This window comes from Euzebya pacifica (assembly GCF_003344865.1).
In the GTDB taxonomy this organism is placed as follows: domain Bacteria; phylum Actinomycetota; class Nitriliruptoria; order Euzebyales; family Euzebyaceae; genus Euzebya; species Euzebya pacifica.
In genome coordinates this window covers 3166973-3184673 of sequence record NZ_CP031165.1, presented here as the reverse complement: position 1 = coordinate 3184673, position 17701 = coordinate 3166973, and the positions used below count along the sequence as shown (strand labels likewise).

General features: G+C 70.4%; 14 protein-coding genes. 9 read left to right on the top strand and 5 right to left on the bottom strand.

Annotated features, from left to right (window positions below):
- Positions 1–133: 133 nt before the first annotated feature.
- Positions 134–1699 (bottom strand): sensor histidine kinase, encoded by a 1566-nt coding sequence (locus tag DVS28_RS13565; protein WP_164710503.1) that lies wholly within the window; start codon positions 1697–1699, stop codon positions 134–136.
- A gap of 127 nt (positions 1700–1826) precedes the next feature.
- Between DVS28_RS13565 and dinB the strand changes: the two genes are divergently transcribed.
- The 3 genes from dinB to DVS28_RS13550 all read left to right on the top strand — a co-directional run bounded on the left by dinB (position 1827) and on the right by DVS28_RS13550 (position 4419).
- Entirely contained in the window at positions 1827–2990 is a 1164-nt protein-coding gene (gene dinB / locus DVS28_RS13560) for a DNA polymerase IV (protein WP_114594176.1), read from the top strand.
- A gap of 92 nt (positions 2991–3082) precedes the next feature.
- Positions 3083–3877, top strand: coding sequence for an enoyl-CoA hydratase/isomerase family protein (locus DVS28_RS13555; protein ID WP_164710502.1), 795 nt, complete (start codon positions 3083–3085; stop codon positions 3875–3877).
- 176 nt (positions 3878–4053) lie between these two features.
- Entirely contained in the window at positions 4054–4419 is a 366-nt protein-coding gene (locus DVS28_RS13550; RefSeq protein WP_164710501.1) for a DUF3040 domain-containing protein, read from the top strand.
- Here the strand turns inward: DVS28_RS13550 and DVS28_RS13545 are convergent.
- On the bottom strand, positions 4416–5282 hold the full coding sequence (locus tag DVS28_RS13545) for a LysR family transcriptional regulator (RefSeq protein ID WP_164710500.1): 867 nt from the start codon (positions 5280–5282) through the stop codon (positions 4416–4418). The genes DVS28_RS13550 and DVS28_RS13545 overlap by 4 nt on opposite strands.
- Positions 5283–5412: 130 nt before the next feature.
- Here DVS28_RS13545 and DVS28_RS13540 point away from each other — a divergent pair, with 130 nt between their 5' ends.
- Positions 5413–6390: an aldo/keto reductase gene (locus tag DVS28_RS13540; protein WP_114591918.1), complete on the top strand. Its 978-nt coding sequence runs from the start codon at positions 5413–5415 to the stop codon at positions 6388–6390.
- Here DVS28_RS13540 and DVS28_RS13535 read toward each other — a convergent pair.
- Genes DVS28_RS13535 through DVS28_RS13525 form a run of 3 tightly spaced genes read right to left on the bottom strand, consistent with a single transcriptional unit; the run spans position 6380 to position 10951 of the window.
- The gene (locus DVS28_RS13535; RefSeq protein ID WP_114591917.1) at positions 6380–8704 is read right to left on the bottom strand and encodes a transglutaminase TgpA family protein; all 2325 of its coding nucleotides are present in this window, start codon (positions 8702–8704) and stop codon (positions 6380–6382) included. The genes DVS28_RS13540 and DVS28_RS13535 overlap by 11 nt on opposite strands.
- Positions 8701–9951 carry a DUF58 domain-containing protein gene (locus DVS28_RS13530; protein ID WP_114591916.1) on the bottom strand — a complete coding sequence of 417 codons (1251 nt, stop codon included), beginning with the start codon at positions 9949–9951 and terminating at the stop codon, positions 8701–8703. The genes DVS28_RS13535 and DVS28_RS13530 overlap by 4 nt, the downstream gene beginning before the upstream one ends.
- Positions 9952–9985: 34 nt before the next feature.
- The gene (locus DVS28_RS13525) at positions 9986–10951 is read right to left on the bottom strand and encodes an AAA family ATPase (protein ID WP_216826022.1); all 966 of its coding nucleotides are present in this window, start codon (positions 10949–10951) and stop codon (positions 9986–9988) included.
- Positions 10952–11300: 349 nt separating this feature from the next.
- On the opposite strand from DVS28_RS13525, the gene DVS28_RS13520 reads away from it, so the two are divergent.
- From DVS28_RS13520 to DVS28_RS13500, 5 genes are all read left to right on the top strand, one after another.
- A complete protein-coding gene (locus DVS28_RS13520; RefSeq protein ID WP_114591914.1) occupies positions 11301–13013 on the top strand; it encodes an ABC transporter substrate-binding protein in 1713 nt (570 codons plus the stop codon).
- Positions 13014–13150: 137 nt separating this feature from the next.
- Positions 13151–14182: an ABC transporter permease gene (locus DVS28_RS13515; RefSeq protein ID WP_114591913.1), complete on the top strand. Its 1032-nt coding sequence runs from the start codon at positions 13151–13153 to the stop codon at positions 14180–14182.
- A gap of 1 nt (position 14183) precedes the next feature.
- Entirely contained in the window at positions 14184–15341 is a 1158-nt protein-coding gene (locus tag DVS28_RS13510; protein WP_114591912.1) for an ABC transporter permease, read from the top strand.
- On the top strand, positions 15338–16351 hold the full coding sequence (locus tag DVS28_RS13505) for an ABC transporter ATP-binding protein (protein WP_114591911.1): 1014 nt from the start codon (positions 15338–15340) through the stop codon (positions 16349–16351). Before DVS28_RS13510 ends, DVS28_RS13505 begins: the two co-directional genes overlap by 4 nt.
- Positions 16348–17688, top strand: coding sequence for an ABC transporter ATP-binding protein (locus DVS28_RS13500; RefSeq protein ID WP_216826021.1), 1341 nt, complete (start codon positions 16348–16350; stop codon positions 17686–17688). The genes DVS28_RS13505 and DVS28_RS13500 overlap by 4 nt, the downstream gene beginning before the upstream one ends.
- The last annotated feature ends 13 nt before the right edge of the window (positions 17689–17701 follow it).

The following is a 17701-nucleotide window of genomic DNA, read 5'->3' as shown; positions in this document are numbered from 1 at the left end:
CGTCCCCTCTGTTCGACTTGCACGCACTTCGTGCAGCGTAGAAGAGGCGTGGCAGTCGGTGGGGAACGATTTGCTTGCGCCGAGCAAGGTGACCAACCCGACCGGAGTCGACCTGGATTCAGTCGACAGGGATTCAGTCGACCGCAGCTGGGGAGTCCACCGGTTCCATCGAGGACCACGCGGCCAGCCACACGCTGAAGGTCGCGCCACCCCCGGGTGTCTCGGTGATCTCGACGCGGCCGGCGTGGGCCTCGGCCAGCGCCTGAACCACGTACAGGCCAAGGCCCAGCCCGCCACGTTCGTACGGGTCGGCGCCGCGCGTGAACTTGTCGAACAGCGCGGTGCGCGAGGCCGGGTCGATCCCGTCGCCGTGGTCGACCACGTCGATGCGCAGGCCTCGGGCCTCCTCGGAGACCCGGACGACGATGGGGGAGTCCGCCGGCGTGTACTTCAGGGCGTTGGACAGCAGGTTGTCGACGATCCGCAGCAGGACGTCGGAGTCGAGCACGCGGACGAGGCCCTCGGGCACCTCGCAGCGCACGTCGCGGTCGGGGGTGGACTGGTCGACTGCACGGACCGCCGAGCGCACGACCCGGTCGACGGGGGTGATCTCCGGGTGGATCTCCAGCGCACGACGCTGGGACCGGGAGGAGTCCAAAAGGTCCCCGATCAAGCGGTCGAGCCGCCAGCCCTGGGTCTGCGCGATGCCCGCGAACTCCGTGATCTGGTCGGGGGTCAGCGACGTGGACCGGGTCGACATCGTGCTCAGCAGGCCGATCATCGACGTGAGCGGCGTTCGCAGTTCGTGGGTGACCAGCGTCAGGAACTCGTCCTTGGCCTGATCGGCGTCCAGCAGGCTGGCCACACGACCGAGCTGGTCCTCGTAGGACCGCGCGTTGGCGATGGCGGCTGCCGCCGCGTTGGCGAACACCGAGACCCCACGCAGGTCGAACTCGGTGAACGCGTCCCGAGGCGTACCTGCGGCGACCTGGAGCACCCCCACGAGCTGGCCCCTGACCTCCATGGGCACTGCGATCACGCCACCGGTCACACCGGCACGCCGCGCACCGCGGTGGTCCTCGGTGGACAGCAGTGCGTCGCGTTCGTGCATCGCACGGCCTGCAAGGCCTGCGTCCAGCGCTTCTGCGGCACCGACCTCGACGCCTGCCGGCCCGTGGACCGCCGCAACCTCCAGGTGGTCGGGGGCGGACCCGTCCAGCAGGTACAGGACGACGGACTCGGCCCGCAGCAGCGCTGCGGCGGACCGGGAGATCTCCGTCAGCACGTGCGGCAGGTCCAGCGCGGCGTTCATGGCCCGGGTTGCGTGCAGGAGCAGGTTCAGCTCCTCCACCCGGTTCACCAGCGACGCGGTCATCACGCGTTCCTCGACCAGGAGGGAGGTCAGGCGCCGGAGCGTGATCTCGCGTTCGGCGACGTAGCCCATCACCACCACCAGCATGGCGAGCATGGCCAGCCGTGCGGTCCGCAGGTCGAAGGTCTGGCGGAGGATGTCGGGCAGGCCGTTGATCCCGACCGCAACCATGATGGCCGGCACGCCGACGGCGACGAGCAACGACAGTCCCCACAGCTGGGCACGTCGTCGATCGACCTCTTCCAGGCGCGGTACGTGGATCTGCCGCAGGCCCGCAGTGCGCGCGAGCGTCCTGGGGTCGACGGGTGCTGGAACGGAGGACGGCATGGAGGGCGAGCCTGGCGAACGGAAATTCGGCTGTGGTTGGGTTGTCGGAACGCGCGGAGCGGGTCTGTAGGAGAAATCTCCGGACCGTCCCCGACACGGGACAGCGCGAGCACAATGGAGGGTCGCCATGTCCATCGCTGAACCCATCCTCCATGTCGACATGGACGCCTTCTACGCGTCGGTGGAGGTTCGTGAACGTCCCGAGCTGGCCGGCCGCCCCGTCCTGGTCGGCGGCACCGGTGGGCGGGGCGTCGTGGCCAGCGCGTCCTACGAGGCCCGGGCCTTCGGCATCCGGTCCGCCATGCCGATGGCGCGGGCGCTTCGGTTGTGCCCCCACGCGGTGGTCGTCGGCTCCAGCTTCGACCTGTACGGCGAGGTGTCGGCCCAGCTGCGGGAGATCTTCGAGTCCGTCACCCCCATGGTCGAACCGCTGTCGCTTGACGAGGCCTTCCTCGACGTCAGCGGCAGCATCCGCCTGTTCGGCGAACCCGTCGTCATCGGGGAGCTGCTGCGCGAACGGATCAGGGAGGAGCTGCGGCTGCCGGCGAGCGTGGGGGTGGCCCACAACAAGTTCCTCGCCAAGCTGCTGTCGGGGAAGGCCAAGCCTGACGGCCTGCTGCACCTCCCCACCGAGGCTGCGCTGGACTACATCGCCCCGCTCGGGGTGCGCGACCTGTGGGGCGTCGGTGCCAAGACGGCCGAGCGCCTGGAGAAGTTCGGCATCCGCACCGTTGCCGAGGTGCGTGCCGTGCCTCGCGACACGATGGTGCGCATCGTCGGTGAGGTCGGGGCCTCCCACATCGCCGACCTGGCGATGGCCAGGGATCCGCGGACGGTCCAACGACACGAGTCGACCAAGGGCATGGGTGCCGAGGAGACCTTCGACGCCGACATCGACGACCCCGAGGTGCTCCGGCGCGAGCTGCTGCGCCTGTCGGAGAAGGTGTCCCGACGGCTCCGCAAGCACGGCGTGGCCGGTCGTACCGTCACCCTGAAGCTGCGGTACGCCAACTTCTCCACCATCACCCGCAGCAAGACCGTCGACCGCCCCCTCGACGACGCCACCCAGCTACATCGCACCGTCGCGCTGCTGCTGGACGCCCTGCGGCTGGAACGGGTGCGGGTGCGGCTGGTCGGGGTCAGGGTCACCAACCTGGTGCCCGCCGGCGCCGCTCGGCAGCTCAGCATGACCGCCGACGACCGCTGGCAGCAGCTGGAACGTGCGGCGGACTCCGCTCGGGACCGCTTCGGCGACGGGTCGGTGACTCGCGGTGCCCTGCTCGACGAGTGAGCCCCGACGAGCGAGGGATGCCGATGGGCTCGATGGGGTCGGCCACGGGCCGGGGGAGTAGGCTCGGGCGCCCCGTCCCGAGGAGCCCCCTGATGAGTGATCGCGTTGTGTTCGAGGCTGCCGAGGATGGTGTCGGCACCGTCACCCTGAACCGCCCCGACAAGCTCAACGCGATGGACCAGGGGGTCTTCGACGGGCTGCACGAGGCCACCGACCGGGCCCGGGAGGCGATCGAGGCAGGCACCGTCCGCGCGATCCTCGTGCGTGCCGAGGGGCGGGCCTTCTCCAGCGGCCTCGACATCAGCCTCTTCGGGCAGCAGGCGTCGGGGGACAAGCCCGCCGACGACTGGATCGCCTACCTGCAGCAGGCCTTCACGGGCCTGGAGGACCTGCGCGTTCCCGTCGTCGCCGCCATCCGCGGGGTCGCCTTCGGCGCTGGCTGCCAGCTGGCCCTCGCCGCCCACATGCGGCTCGCCGCCCCGGATGCGGAGCTGGCGTTGCTCGAGGCCAAGTGGGCGCTCGTCCCCGACCTCGGCGGCCTGACGCGGTTGCCGCGTGTCGTCGGGCTCGGCCGTGCGGCGGACATGTCGATGACCGCCCGTCGCGTGGACGCCGAGACGGCGCTGGCGTGGGGGCTCGTGGACCGCGTGCTGCCCGCCGAGGACTTCGAGACGACCAGCCGCGCGTTCGTGGCCGAGCTCGCCGCCGGCCCCACGGTCGCCATCGGCGCCGTCCCCGGCCTGCTGCGTCGGTCCTACCGTGCACAGCGCGAGGACATGCTCGCGGCCGAGCGGCAGCATCAGCAGGCCTGCCTCTCCTCAGCCGACTTCGTGGAGGCCGCCACGGCCGCGATGCAGCGCCGTCCCCCGGAGTTCACCGGCCGCTGAGGACGCCAGCGTCCACTGAATTCGGTTCATGATTTCGGGCCGAGCTGGCCCGGTGGTGCAGCGACGGTCACAATGGGGCTGCGCTGCACGCGTCGGTGGGCCACAATCGGTCCATGCCGTCCCGTCGTCACCCGACGGTCCGACACACTCATCCACCCCCAGCGGAGACCGCCACCATGCCCCTCTCGGATCGCGAACAACAGATCCTTTCCGAGATCGAGTCCCAGCTCGCCAACGAGGACTCCAAGTTCGTCAAGCGCATCCGTCGCACCCCTGCGAGCCTGGGCCGTGTCCGCCTGCGGTACGCCATCGTCGGACTGGTCCTCGGACTGTTCATGTTGCTGGCCATCGCGATCAACCCGTGGGGGCCCTTCGTCGCCTTCGCCGGCTTCGTCCTGATGCTGGTCAGCGCCGTCGCGGCCGGCAACCAGCTCAAGACCCTGGGCGAGGACCGCGACAGCAACCTCGGCGGCCAGCTCAAGGGCGGCTTCAGCCGCTACATGGAGGGACGGCGCCACCCCGACGGGGACGGCGAGGGCTAGCGCCGCAGCGTGCGGGCAGCCGCCAGGAACACCTCACGGGCGGGCAGTCGCTGACGGTCGTCGGGCCACGCCAACGCCACGGTCGCCGGCGGGGCATCCGCGACGGGCACCACGACGAGGTCGTCGCGTTCGAACAGCGTCGACGCCGACGACGGCAGGATCGTCAGGGCGACGCCGGACGCCACGTACTCCAGCTTCTCCTCGAGCGTGCGCACGATCGGTCCGCGGGGCACCGGTCGCCCGTCGGGCCGGGGATCGATGTTGTGCTCGGCGTCCCAGCTGACCGCGACCGGGCCGTCGTGGCGCACCATCGGCTCCTCGGCGAGGTCAGCGAGCTGGACCGTGGAGCGGTCCGCCAGGCGATGGTTGGTCGGCAGCAGCACCATCCGTGACTCCGTCCACAGCGGTTCGGTGCGCAGCCCCTCCCCGCAGATCGGCAGGCGGCCGAGCAGCACGTCGGCCCCGCCGGTGCGCAGCACGTCGCCCTGCTCGTACCACTGCACCCGTCGCATGCCGATGTCGAGGTCGTGGCCGTCGGCCCGCAGGACGGCGATCACCGGGCTCGGGCTGACCCCGGGGACGAACGCGACCTCCAACCGCTGATGGGCGGTGAGGCGCCGTCGAGCGGCCTCCGCTGCGGCCAGCAGGGCGCGGGCATCGGTGAGGAAGGTCTGGCCCGCGTCGGTCATCACGACCGAGCGGCTGGTCCGCACCAGCAGTGAGACCCCGAGCTGGGACTCCAGCCGCTGGATCCGACGGCTGACCGCGGACTGCGCGAGATGCAGCCGGCCCGCGGCCCGACCGAAGTGTTCGGTGTCGGCCACCTCCACGAAGGTGCGCACCAACCCAAGATCGAGCTCCACGCCCGCCAGCCTACGCCAGCCGACTCGAGGTGCCGGCCGGCGAGATGCGCCGGACGATCGATGCGTCCGGCGCATCGATCCGACGCGACCGGCATGGATGGCGGACCACCCGACGGCCAGACTGCCCGCCATGCACCGAACCACGCTGTCCACCATGTCCACCTCCGCCCTCGGCCTCGGCTGCATGGGCATGACCTTCGCCTATGCAGGGGCCGACCACGACCGCAGCCTCCGCACCCTCGACCGTGCCCTCGAGGAGGGCATCACGCTGCTGGACACCGCAGACATCTACGGGCCCCGCACCAACGAGGAGCTGCTGTCGGGCTGGCTGGTCGACCACCGCCACGAGGTGGAGCTCGCCACCAAGTTCGGCGCCTACTCACTGGAGGTCGAGGGCCGCAGCCCCGACGGCCGTCCCGAGTACGTCGGGCGGGCGTGCGACGCCTCCCTCTCCCGGCTCGGCACCGACGTCATCGACCTGTACTACCTCCACCGCGTCGACCCGCTGGTGCCCATCGAGGAGACCGTCGGCGCCATGGCCGAGCTGGTCACCGCCGGCAAGGTCCGCCACCTCGGGCTGTCGGAGGCGTCCGCCGACACCATCCGACGGGCCCACGCCGTCCATCCGATCACCGCGCTGCAGACCGAGTACTCCCTGTGGACGCGTGACATCGAGGCCGACATCCTCCCGGCCATCAGGGAGCTGGGCATCGGCCTCGTCGCCTACAGCCCCCTGGGACGCGGCATGCTGACCGGCACCATCACCGCCGTGGACGACCTCGCCGAGGGCGACTGGCGCCGGACCAACCCCCGGTTCCAGGGAGACAACCTTCAGCACAACCTCGACCTCGTGAAGGCGGTCACGGCGCTCGCCGAGGAGAAGGGCGTCACCCCGGCGCAGCTGGCGCTGGCGTGGGTCGCGGCCCAGGGCGAGGACATCGTGGCCATCCCGGGCACGACCCGGCCCGAGCGGGTCAGCGAGAACGTCGCCGCACTCGACGTGCAGCTGACCGGTGGCGACCTCGCCGCCCTCGACCGGATCGCCCCGCTCGGTGCGGCCGCCGGTGGCCGCTACCCCGAGGGGGCGATGCGGGTCCTCAACGGCTGAGCGCCTCGCGGATGGCCAGCCGGGCCCTGGCGGTCCGGCTGGCCCGACCCATCAGCCGGGACCTGATGGTGCCCGCCGCGCTCTCGGCGGTCCGGGCGTCGGCCACCGTCACGGCCGGGGCGAAGTCCGCCCGGGTCGACGGACCGGCCAGTGCCGTCCCGGAGGGGTGGCCGTCGGACAGACGCACGAAGTACTCCGCGTCGGTCTCGCCGGTGCGGCGGGCCCGCCCCACCGCAGCCCCGACCCGTTCGGCGCGAAGACGAGCACGTTCGATCCGCTCCTCGGGTGGACGGTCCGGGGTCATCCGGCCCCTGGCCCCGACCAGCGCCACCGCGCCCACACCGGCGAGGGCCAGCAGGACGAGGAGCCACGGGACGCCACCGTCGTCGGTGCCCGACGCGGAGCCCGAGCCGTTTCCGGCGGGAGCCTCGCTGCCGAGCGGGACCAGCGGGTCCTCTCCGGTCAGCGGATCCTCGGTCTGGCGGGACTGCGGCAGCTCGCCGGGGCCGACCGGGTCGGGGACACCGTCGCCCTCGGCCTGCGCCATCGCCACGGTGCGGGTGGGGACGACCGATTCGCCGTCGGGGACCAGGACGTTGCCGTCGGTGCGGGGAGTGGGCTCGAACGCCACCCAGCCCAGCTCGCCGAAGTCGACCTCGACCCACGCGTGGGCGTTGGCGTTGGTGACCTCCCACGAGCCGTCGGCGCCCTGGGTGCCCGGGGTGTAGCCGACGGCCAGGCGGCTGGGGATGCCCATGGTGCGCAGCATCACCGCCATCGTCCCGGCGAACTGCTCGCAGTAGCCCTGCTGGCCGTTGATGAAGCGCTCGATGAACGTGCTGCCGCTGCCCAGCTGCGGCTGGGTGGAGTAGCTCCACGTCCGTAGGTGGTCCTGGATGGCCAGGGCGCGGTCGAACATCGTGGTCGCGCCTGCCGAGGTCACGATCTGCTGTGCGAGGTCGTTGACCAGCTGGGGCACGTTGGCCGGCAGCTCGGTGTGGGGGCTGGCCGGATCGGGCTGCACGGCCCGGAGGACCTCGGCATCGGGCTGGGGCAACGATGCGGTGACGCGGTAGCGGTCACCCCGGACCAGCGGTGCGTCGCCGGGCACGGTGAGCGTCGCCAGGTCGGCGTCGTAGCGCATGTCGCTGGCGCGCGACCCCGCGACCTCCGTCGTCAGGTACGGGGTCGGGGCCAGGATCGCTCCGGTCTCGATCCCCTCGACCAGGACCTCGACCTGCACCGTCTCGGTGGGGATGGACGGCGGGTCGGCCACGGGGCCGCGGACGTTGCTGCCACCGATCGTGCCGTCGATGCCCCATTCCTCGCGTTCGTTGAACGTGTCGAGGGCGGTGGTTCGCATGTAGACGGGCCGGTCGGTGTCGACGCGCAGCACCGGTCCCGTGTTGGTTGCCACCAGGCGGTCGCGGATGTTGACGATCGGGTTCGTCGTGATCGTCGTGCCGCTGCCACCGCGCACGTTGTAGACGGGCCGTTCCTGGAATCCGGGCAGGGCCCCGGCCAGCAGCACCCCGCAGACCGCGGCTGCGGTGAGCATCGCCCAGCCCATCGGCGGGACCGGGCCGGTCCGGGCCGAGGAGGTGCCGGCGACCACGGCCTTGCCCCACGTGCCGGTGGCGTTGGCGTTGCCGAGCAGCAGCAGCAGTCCGGCGGCGCCGAGCATCGCCAGTCCCGGCACGACGATGGACTCGCCGCCGGGCGCGACCGCAAGCGGCACGCACCACAGGACAAGGGCGGCGGTGATGGCCGCCAACGGCGACCGCAGCACGAACATCATGCCGTCGGCGAGGTAGGCGATGATCCACACACCGGCCACGGCGAGCAGCAGCAGGCCGGCTTCGGCGAAGGTGGGGGAGGGGCGGAGCGTCACGAGCTCCAGGCCGTAGAGGAACAGGTCACGCAGCGCGTCGAGGGTGCGCAGCGTCGGCAGCAGGCCCGCGGCTGCGGTCGCAGGAAGGAACGCGATCGTCACGAAGACCAGCAGGCCGATGATTGACATCGCAAGGTGGGTGACCGGACCGACACGCAGCCGACGCGACCCCCAGCCGATACCGAGCGCAAGGACGGCGCTGCCGATGACGGGCCGCACCCATTCGGTGCCGATGAAGACCCGTCGCATGGGCAGGAGGGCGGCCAGCACGAGCAGCGCCAGGCCGAGGCTCAGCAGGTCATCGGACACCGCGGGGCGTGACGACACCGGACGGTGCTCGGCCGGACCGGGCGTGGGGAAGGGGTCCGGCAGGGACGGTGGCCGGGCGGTCGAGGCGGGACGTCGCAGGGTCGGGGTGCTCATCCGGCAGCCCCTGCCCGCGCGCCGTGGCGCGACCGCGGGGTCATCAGCTCGACCCAGCGCGGGGCCAGCGGTGTGCCCGGTGTCATCAGGGTGGCTTGCCACCCGGCGGCTGCCAGCAGCTGCACGGCCCGGACCGCCCGTGGGTCGTCGGCGCGCGGGCCGGTGACGAAGACCAGCCGCTGCCCGAAGCCGCGGACGCCGAACAGGGCTCGCATGTCGGGATGGTGAGCTGGGTCCTCGCGTCCGTCGGGCACGCCGACGACGGAGACGAACAGGCCCTCGCCGCCACGGGTCGCGGCCACCGAGGGCCCCATGCCCGTGTTGTCGGACGGCTCGAGCAGGGCGAGGCGGTCCAGGCTCTGCGCCCAGGGTTGTGGTCCGCCCCGGCCGGTGTCGGTGTCGGTGACCAGGCGGATCGCATACCCGCGGTCGGCCAGGTGGTAGACCAGCGACGCGGCGATGGACACGGCGTGTTCGAGGGTGCCGTCGGGGCCGTCGGTGTGGCTGGACCGGCGGGTGTCGAGGTGCAGCGTGGCGTGCGCCTGCCACGGCTGCTCCATCTGCCGCACCATCATCGTCTGCCGGTGGGCGGTGGACGGCCAGTGGACCATGCGGAGGTCGTCGCCTCGGACGTACTCCCGCATCGTGTAGAACTCGTCGCCCGTCGCGAACACCCGCCGGCTGTCGCTGGAGCCCGACCCCATGTGGGTCCCCGAGACCTGCTGGTCGGGGAGGCGTTCGATCCGCGGGTACACCAGCACGTCCTGCACGGCGGTGTAGCGGCGGATGCGCTCGGCGACCCCGAACGGATCGCGGATGCGGACGGTGACGGGACCCAGCTGCTGACGTCCACGGGCATCGGCCCGTGCGCGGTACGGCGCCGTCGCGACCCGGCCCGGGCCGAGCCCACCGATGACGAAGCGGGCCTCGCCCGGCAGGGCTTGCTCGGCAGCCCAGAGCGACTCCGGCAGCTGTTCGCTGACCAGCAGGGTCGGGGTGGGGACCCGCCCGTCGTTGCGGAGCTCCAGGGAGGCGTGCACCTCGCCCCCGGCGACGACGCGGTCGGTCTCGACCAGCCGACGCGCGGCCACCGACGAGGTGGTCTGCCGCACGTAGAGCACGCCGAGGCCGAGCACGGCCCCGCAGGCCACGGCGACGGCGTACAGCTCCGCGATGCCCAGCATCCGGCCGATGAGCCAGGTGAGCACCGCCGCAAGGGCGACCGACACCCCGCGGCCCGTCAGCATCGGGGGATCCCGGAGCGGCAGGGCGTCGAGGCGGTCATCGACGAGGGATCGGCACCTGGCCGAGCACGTCGGCGATGACGGACTCGGGGGTGACCTCGGCCATGCGGGCGTCGGGGGTGAGGATCAGGCGGTGCGACAGCACGTGCGGGGCCAGCGCCTTCACGTCGTCGGGGACGACGTAGTCGCGGCCGAGGCAGGCGGCGGCGGCACGGCCGGCCCGCAGGAGCGCCAGGCCCGCGCGGGGGGAGCAGCCGAGCTCCACCGCGGGGTGCTCACGGGTCGCCCGCACGATGCCGACGACGTACTCCTTGAGGGCGTCGGCGGCATGGAGGTGCTTGACGACGTCGATGAGGCCCGCGATCTCCTGGGCCGTGGCGACCGGCTGCAGGGTCGTGGCCGCATCACCTGCGCCATGGGTGTTGAGGATCTGCAGCTCGGCGTCGGAGGAGGGGTAGCCGATGGTGACGCGCATCATGAAGCGGTCGCGCTGCGCCTCGGGCAGCGCATAGGTGCCGTCGAGCTCGATCGGGTTCTGCGTGGCCACGACCATGAAGGGGACCGCAAGGGAGTGGGTCGTGCCGTCCACGGTGACGGTGTGCTCCTCCATCGCCTCCAGCAGCGCCGACTGGGTCTTCGGGCCGGCACGGTTGATCTCGTCGCCGAGGACGATGTTGGCGAACACCGCACCGGGCTTGAACTCCCAGTCGTGGGTCTCGGCGTTGTAGACGGTGGTGCCCGTGATGTCGCTGGGCAGCAGGTCGGGGGTGAACTGGACCCGTCGGACCGAGCAGGCGATCGATCGGGCGATGGACTTCGCCAGCATGGTCTTGCCGACGCCGGGCACGTCCTCGACCAGCAGGTGCCCCTCCGCGAGCAGCGCGATCAGGGCCAGCCGGATCACCTGTGGCTTGCCCTGCACGACGCTGCTGACGCCCTGCTCGATGCGGTTGTAGATGTCCGCGACGGCCTCGACCGCCGGCGCCGCTGGTCCTGCTGACACGTCCCGTGCTCTCCTCGCCTGTGGATGTGTGCGGTCACCTGCGTCATTCCGTGACCTGCGCTCCTCACAACCCTGCCACGGTCCCGGGCGTCGGGCGATGGTCAACTTCCCGCGCAGGCCGTGCAGGAACATGGTCGACTCGTCACGAACACCCAGTACCGAGGGCGCGCAATCGGTCCTGTGAGAGTCGTACGACAACGGTCGTACGTTGGACTAGACTCAGCCGCGCTCGTGGTCCGAACGGATCACACCCCGACCACGCCGCTCGTTCGTACGACCAGAAGCGAGCGGCTGGCCACCCCCATTCCAACCCAAGGGAGGAACACCCATGCGCGCATCATGGTTGCGTATGCTGGCGATCATCGCCGTCCTGGCGCTCGCGGCAGCGGCCTGTGGCGGCGGCGAGTCGTCCACTGAGGACACCGCTGACGACACCGCGTCCGAAGCCGAGGAGACCGACGCCGAGGAGCCCGCCGACGAGGCGGACGCCGAGGACACCGAGGAAGAGCCGGCCGACGAGCCGACCGAGACCGAGGACGACGCGGCCGAAGGCGAGCCCACGGGTGACAACACCCTGGTGTTCGGGACCACCGAACAGCCCTCGACCATCGACCCGGCCGACGTCTACGAGAAGCTGGCCTCCGACATCCTGTTCAACACCACCAACCGGCTGGTGGAGTTCTCCGCGGAGACCAACGAGATCGGGCCCGGCCTGGCCGAGTCCTACGACATCTCCGAGGACGGCCTGACCTACACCTTCAACCTCCGTGAGGGCGTCGTCTTCCAGGACGGCAGCGAGATGACCTCCGAGGACGTCGTCTGGTCGATCAACCGCTCCCTGAACATCGCGCACCCCGACGGTGCGTCGTTCCTGATCGGCTCCATCACCTCCATCGAGGCACCCGACGACTCCACCGTCGTCATCACGATCTCCGAGCCGAACTCGACCTTCCTGGCCCGCCTGAACTACACCGTGGCCACGGTCCTGCCGAGCGACTCCGACGTCTACACCGCACCGGACGCCAAGCTGGAGGCCCCCTCCGACGACGACGCCGGCGCCGAGACCCTGCTGGACGAGGCCGAGTCCTACATCGTCTCCGACCAGATCGTGGGCACCGGTCCCTACCAGATGACCGACTACCAGCCCGGCGTCTCCATGACGCTGGAGCGCTTCGAGGACTACTGGGGCGAGGCCCCCGCCATCGACACGGTCCGCATCGTGTTCTACGAGTCCACCACCCAGATGCGCAACGCCCTGGCTGCCGGTGAGATCGACATGGCCGTCAACGACCTCGACCCGACCGAGACGTCCTCCCTCGAGGGCGAAGAGGGCATCGAGATCCTGACCGACGCCGGTGGTCGTACGTCCTACATGGTGGTCGACGTGACCCAGCCGCCGTTCGACGACCCGGCAGTCCGCCGCGCCGTCGCTGCCACCATCGACCGTCAGCGCATCGTCGACGAGGCCTTCGAGGGCCAGGCGTCCCCGCTGTTCTCGATGATCCCCGAGAACTTCGACGTGTCGGCTGACCACATCTCCGACATCGAGGTCGAGCTGTCCACCGACAGCCCGATCGAGTTCGAGCTGTGGTACCCGGCGGACCGCTACACCAACCAGGCCGAGGTGGCCGAGATCATCAGCCGCTCGCTCAACGAGTCCGGCCTGTTCAACGTGACCACCAACACCTCCGAGTGGGCCACGGAGTACTCCACCCACCTCAACGACGGTGCCTACCCGATCTACCTGCTCGGCTGGTACCCCGACTACCTGGACCCCGACGACTACATCGAGCCCTTCTACCACTCCGAGAAGACCTTCATCGGCTTCTACGGTTCCGAGGAGATGGACTCGCTGATCACCGCGGAGCAGGAGGCCGAGCCGGGTACCCCGGAGCGCGCCGAGATCTTCGACGAGATCCAGCAGCTGGCGGCGACCGACATGCCGTTCATCCCGCTGTACTCCGAGGGCCAGGAGGCCTACTTCAACGAGCGCGTGCAGGGCGTCGAGGACACCCTCGGTGCCGCGCAGCAGACCTGGTTCTACGTGCTCTCCCTGAGCTAGTAGCCAGCCAGCTCACCTGAACGCCCGCAGCCGGGCTCCTCGGAGCCCGGCTGCCGGTGTTTTCGGTCCCGTACGATGTTCCGTCTGCTGGCCCGTTCCACCCAGGACGTGCCGACCACCCCCACGAGGACACGCCCATGTCAACGAAGACCTCGGGATCCAGCCTCGGCAAGTACATCGCGGTACGCGTGGCCCTCGCGCCCGTGTTCCTGCTGCTGCTGCTGACGGTCCTGTTCATCCTCCTGCGCATCCTTCCCGGTGACATCGTCACCGCGTCGCTGGCCGGTCGGGCCAGCGAGGAACGCATCGAGCAGGCGAGGCAGGCCGCCGGTGTCGACCGGCCCATCACGGTGCAGTACGTGGAGTACATCACCGACCTCGCAAGGGGTGACTTCGGCCAGCCGCTGACCGACCCGCGCAGCACCAGCGAGCTGCTCGGCGACGTCCTGCCGGCCACGTTCGAGCTGACGATCGTCGCGATGCTGATCGCCATACCGCTCGGCATCGTGCTGGGCGCGTTGTCGGCGAGATTCAGGGACACCCCGCTCGACGGGGGCGCGCGGCTGTTCGGTATCGTCAGCTTCTCCCTGCCGGTGTTCTGGCTGGGCATCCAGGCGCAGCTGATCTTCTCGGTGTGGCTGAAATGGTTGCCCACCGGCAACCGGATAAGCGGGCGCATCGTCCCGGTCAACGGGCCGACCGGGTTCTACGTCCTCGACGGGATCCTGGCCGGCAACACCGAGTTCGCCCTCACCGCCCTCGAGCACCTGATCCTTCCCGGCGCCACGCTCGGCCTCGTGATCTCGGGCATCTTCATCCGGCTCGTCCGCGTGAACATGCTGCAGACGCTGCGGGCCGACTACGTCGAGTCCGCCCACGCGCGCGGTGTCCACGAACGTCCCGTGCTGTTCCGCCACGCCTTCAAGAACGCCCTGGTCCCGGTGATCACGATCATGGGCCTGCAGTTCGCGCTGCTGCTCGGCGGCGCCATCCTGACCGAGACGACGTTCTCCTGGCCCGGCATCGGCAGCAAGCTGGTGGACTTCATCAACGCCCGTGACTACGTGGGCGTGCAGGTGCTCGTCACGGTGATCGCGATGCTGATCACCGTCACCTCGCTGCTGATCGACATCCTCAACGGACTCATCGACCCGCGGGTGAGGTACTGACATGGCTGCGACCGACAACACGCCGATCGACCGCAACCCGACCGACGGCCCCGTGGACGACGAGGCCGCCCCGAAGGCCCCCCGCAGCGGGATCAGGGCCCGCATCGAGCACGCGCTGCGACCATGGCGGCGTGCCAACCCCGGCGCCCGCTACCTGGTCATCGCGGGCACCGTCATCACGCTGGTCTTCCTCGTCATGGCCGTGTTCGCCGACAGCGTGGCCCCCTTCGGGGAGAGCCAGTACTGCCCCGACGAGTTCTTCGACCCGTCGGTGGGCGCAACCGGCACCTGCATCGGCGCGCCTGCTGACGCCCAGATCCCGGCACGCGTGGCCCCCAGCGCCGAGTATCCGTTCGGCACCACCGACACCCGGTTCGACGTCCTCAGCCGCGTCATCCTCGGCGCCCGCATCGCGTTCCTCGTCGTCGCGTTCTCCACGGCGTTCGCGATGCTGATCGGCGTGCCGCTCGGCCTGTTCAGCGGCTACATCGGCGGGCGGCTCGACCGGGTCCTCGTGCTGATCATGGACACGATCTACGCGTTCCCCTCGCTGCTGCTGGCCATCCTGATCGCCTTCGCCTTGCGATTGCGGCTGGAGCAATGGGGCATCGACGCCCCCTTCGTGCCGGCGGCGATCTCGGTCGGCACCGTCTACATCCCGCAGTACTTCCGGGTCATCCGCAACCACACGTTGTCGGTCAAGGAGGAGCCCTACGTCGAGGCAGCGCGGTCGTTGGGTGCCAAGCGCCGCACCGTGGTCTTCCGCTACATCTTCTTCAACGTCGTCTCCTCCATCCCGGTGCTGTTCACCCTCAACGCCGCCGATGCGGTGCTGACACTCGCCGCGCTGGGCTTCCTCGGCTACGGCATCAAGTTCCCCACCGCCGAATGGGGCCTCGACGTCAACCTCGGGCTGGCCGACTCCGTCGGTGGGTTCTGGTGGACCGCGTTCTGGCCCGGTGTGGCGATCACGCTGCTCGTCACCGGGCTGTCGCTGATCGGCGAGGGCCTCAACGACATCGTCAACCCACTGCTCCGCGTCAAGGGCTTCAAGGGCAAGGTCAAGGGTGCCCGAGCCGCCATGAAGGCCGCCGGCGACCGTCGCGAGCAGCCGCTCGACGCCGAGTCGACCGTGCTGGCCGAGGGAGACGTCCGATGACCGACCAGAACCGATCTGCAACACCAGTCCTGTCCGTCCGCGACCTGCGGGTCGCCTACGCCACCCCGACCGGCATGCTGCATGCCGTCGACGGCGTGTCCATCGACGTCGCCGCCGGCGAGTCCGTCGGCCTGGTCGGCGAGTCCGGCTGCGGCAAGTCCACGATGGGCAAGGCGCTGATGCAGCTGCTGCCACCCGGTGCGGAGATGTCGGGCTCGGTCACCCTGCAGGGCGAGGAGCTCGTCGGCATCAACGCCCGCCGACTCCGCAAGATCCGCGGCGAGGACATGGCGCTGGTCTTCCAGGAGCCGATGACCCGCCTGGATCCGCTCATGCGGGTCAGCGACCACTTCGTGGAGGCCATCCGGGCACATCGTCCGAAGACCAAGAAGGACGAGGCCCGGGCGATGGCCCGCGAGGCGTTGATGCAGATGGGCATCCCGCCGACCCGCGCCGACAACTACCCCCACGAGTTCTCCGGCGGCATGCGGCAGCGCATCATGATCGCCCTGGGCATCGTGATGCGGCCCTACCTCGTCATCGCCGACGAGCCGACGACGGCGCTGGACGTCATCGTCGAGGCACAGATCCTCGACCTGCTCGACCGGCTGCGACGCGAGGAGGACCTCGGGCTGATCCTGATCACCCACAACCTCGGCATCGTCGCCGAGACATGCGATCGGGTGGCGGTCATGTACGCCGGTCGGATCGTCGAGGTCGGTCCCGTCGAGGAGGTCTTCACCGACCCCAAGCACCCCTACACCCAGGGGCTGCTCCGCTCCGTCATCAGCGCCGACACCGTGGAGCTGGCGTCCATCGACGGCTTCCCGCCCAACCTCCTGGACCCCCCGACCGGCTGCCGGTTCGCGCCCCGCTGCGATCAGCGGTTCGAGCCGTGCACCACCGTCGATCCCTCCCTCACCCCCGTCAGCGACGCCACCCGAGCAGCCTGCCTGCTGTACCCGGGCGCCGAGACGGGTGCCGACGCGACCCACGAGATGGCCCGATGAGCGCAACATCACCCAGCGAGTCCCCCACCACGTCGATGCTCGCCGACGCCACGCCCGGCGTCGACACCACCGACGAGGACGGCATCCTCCTGCGGGTCCGCAACCTGCACACCCACTTCGGCACGTCGGGCAACATCTTCCGTCGCGGCGACCGCAAGGTCGTCAAGGCCGTCAACGACGTCAGCTTCGACCTCAAGCAGGGCGACATCTTCGGCCTGGTGGGGGAGAGCGGGTCCGGCAAGACCACGCTGGGACGGACCATCCTCGGCCTGGCCCCGGCCACCGACGGGGCGGTGTGGTGGCGCGGCCAGAACCTGGCCGAGCTGTCGGAGCGCCGGTTCCGCCCGCTGCGCAGGCAGATGGGGATGGTCTTCCAGGATCCCAACGCCTCGTTGAACCCCGCGATGACCATCGTGCAGGGTGTCGGGCATCCGCTGCGCATCCACGGCCTTGCCTCGAGCAGGGCGGAGGTCCGCACCAAGGTCGCGGCCATGCTCGAACGATGCGGCCTGACCCCGGCCGAGCGGTACCTCGACAGCTACCCCGAGGACGTCTCGGGTGGCCAGAAGCAGCGGGTGGTCATCGCCCGCACCCTGATCACCGAACCCGAGCTGGTGGTGGCCGACGAACCCGTCGCGGCGCTGGACATGTCGATCCGGGCCAAGGTCCTCGAGCTGATGCTGGACCTGAAGGACGAGCTCGGCCTGACCTACGTCTACATCACCCACGACCTGACGTCGGGCCGCTTCGTGTGCGACCAGATCGGCATCATGTACCTGGGCGAGCTGGTCGAGTGGGGTGACGCGGCCGCCATCTACGACGACCCGCAGCACCCCTACACCGACGCGCTGCTCGGCGCGGTGCCCCTGCCCGACCCGTCCCGCAAGGGCCGGGAGAAGAACCTGCCGGCGGGTGAGATCCCCGATGCGCTCAACCCACCGACCGGCTGCCAGTTCCATCCCCGTTGCCCCCGCGCGTTCGAGCCGTGCGGCTGGGAGGGCGACGACCTCGTCGACTTCCTCGAGCAGCGGTGGACCGAGGTCGACGCCGACACCTTCGAGCGGGAGATCGGCGCGACCGGCCCGCTGACGGAGGTGCGGACCGATCGCCACGAGGCGCGCTTCACCGCCGGGCACGCCCCGGACCTGCACACGCTGCTCGAGGGCCTGCGGTCCTCCGGCCGGCACCCGATCTTCACCGGTGTGTCCGACGTGACCACCGAGGGCGGCGACGTCGTCGTTCGCTTCGGCGAGGGGCCCGCCCCCGCGTTGCAGGAGGTCGAGGGGCGCATGGTGGCGTGTCATCTGCACGGCATCGTTCGCCGGCCCGGCGAGTGAACCCGACGACTCT

What these genes read in the sequence shown, in the direction of transcription:
- DVS28_RS13510 (WP_114591912.1), top strand. Translation starts at nt 14,184, where the DNA reads ATGGCTGCGACCGACAACACGCCGATCGACCGCAACCCGACCGACGGC.
- DVS28_RS13515 (WP_114591913.1), top strand. Translation starts at nt 13,151, where the DNA reads ATGTCAACGAAGACCTCGGGATCCAGCCTCGGCAAGTACATCGCGGTA.
- DVS28_RS13505 (WP_114591911.1), top strand. Translation starts at nt 15,338, where the DNA reads ATGACCGACCAGAACCGATCTGCAACACCAGTCCTGTCCGTCCGCGAC.
- DVS28_RS13535 (WP_114591917.1), bottom strand. Translation starts at nt 8,704, where the DNA reads ATGAGCACCCCGACCCTGCGACGTCCCGCCTCGACCGCCCGGCCACCG.
- DVS28_RS13520 (WP_114591914.1), top strand. Translation starts at nt 11,301, where the DNA reads ATGCTGGCGATCATCGCCGTCCTGGCGCTCGCGGCAGCGGCCTGTGGC.
- DVS28_RS13565 (WP_164710503.1), bottom strand. Translation starts at nt 1,699, where the DNA reads ATGCCGTCCTCCGTTCCAGCACCCGTCGACCCCAGGACGCTCGCGCGC.
- dinB (WP_114594176.1), top strand. Translation starts at nt 1,827, where the DNA reads ATGTCCATCGCTGAACCCATCCTCCATGTCGACATGGACGCCTTCTAC.
- DVS28_RS13555 (WP_164710502.1), top strand. Translation starts at nt 3,083, where the DNA reads ATGAGTGATCGCGTTGTGTTCGAGGCTGCCGAGGATGGTGTCGGCACC.
- DVS28_RS13530 (WP_114591916.1), bottom strand. Translation starts at nt 9,951, where the DNA reads ATGCTGACGGGCCGCGGGGTGTCGGTCGCCCTTGCGGCGGTGCTCACC.
- DVS28_RS13550 (WP_164710501.1), top strand. Translation starts at nt 4,054, where the DNA reads ATGCCCCTCTCGGATCGCGAACAACAGATCCTTTCCGAGATCGAGTCC.
- DVS28_RS13500 (WP_216826021.1), top strand. Translation starts at nt 16,348, where the DNA reads ATGAGCGCAACATCACCCAGCGAGTCCCCCACCACGTCGATGCTCGCC.
- DVS28_RS13540 (WP_114591918.1), top strand. Translation starts at nt 5,413, where the DNA reads ATGCACCGAACCACGCTGTCCACCATGTCCACCTCCGCCCTCGGCCTC.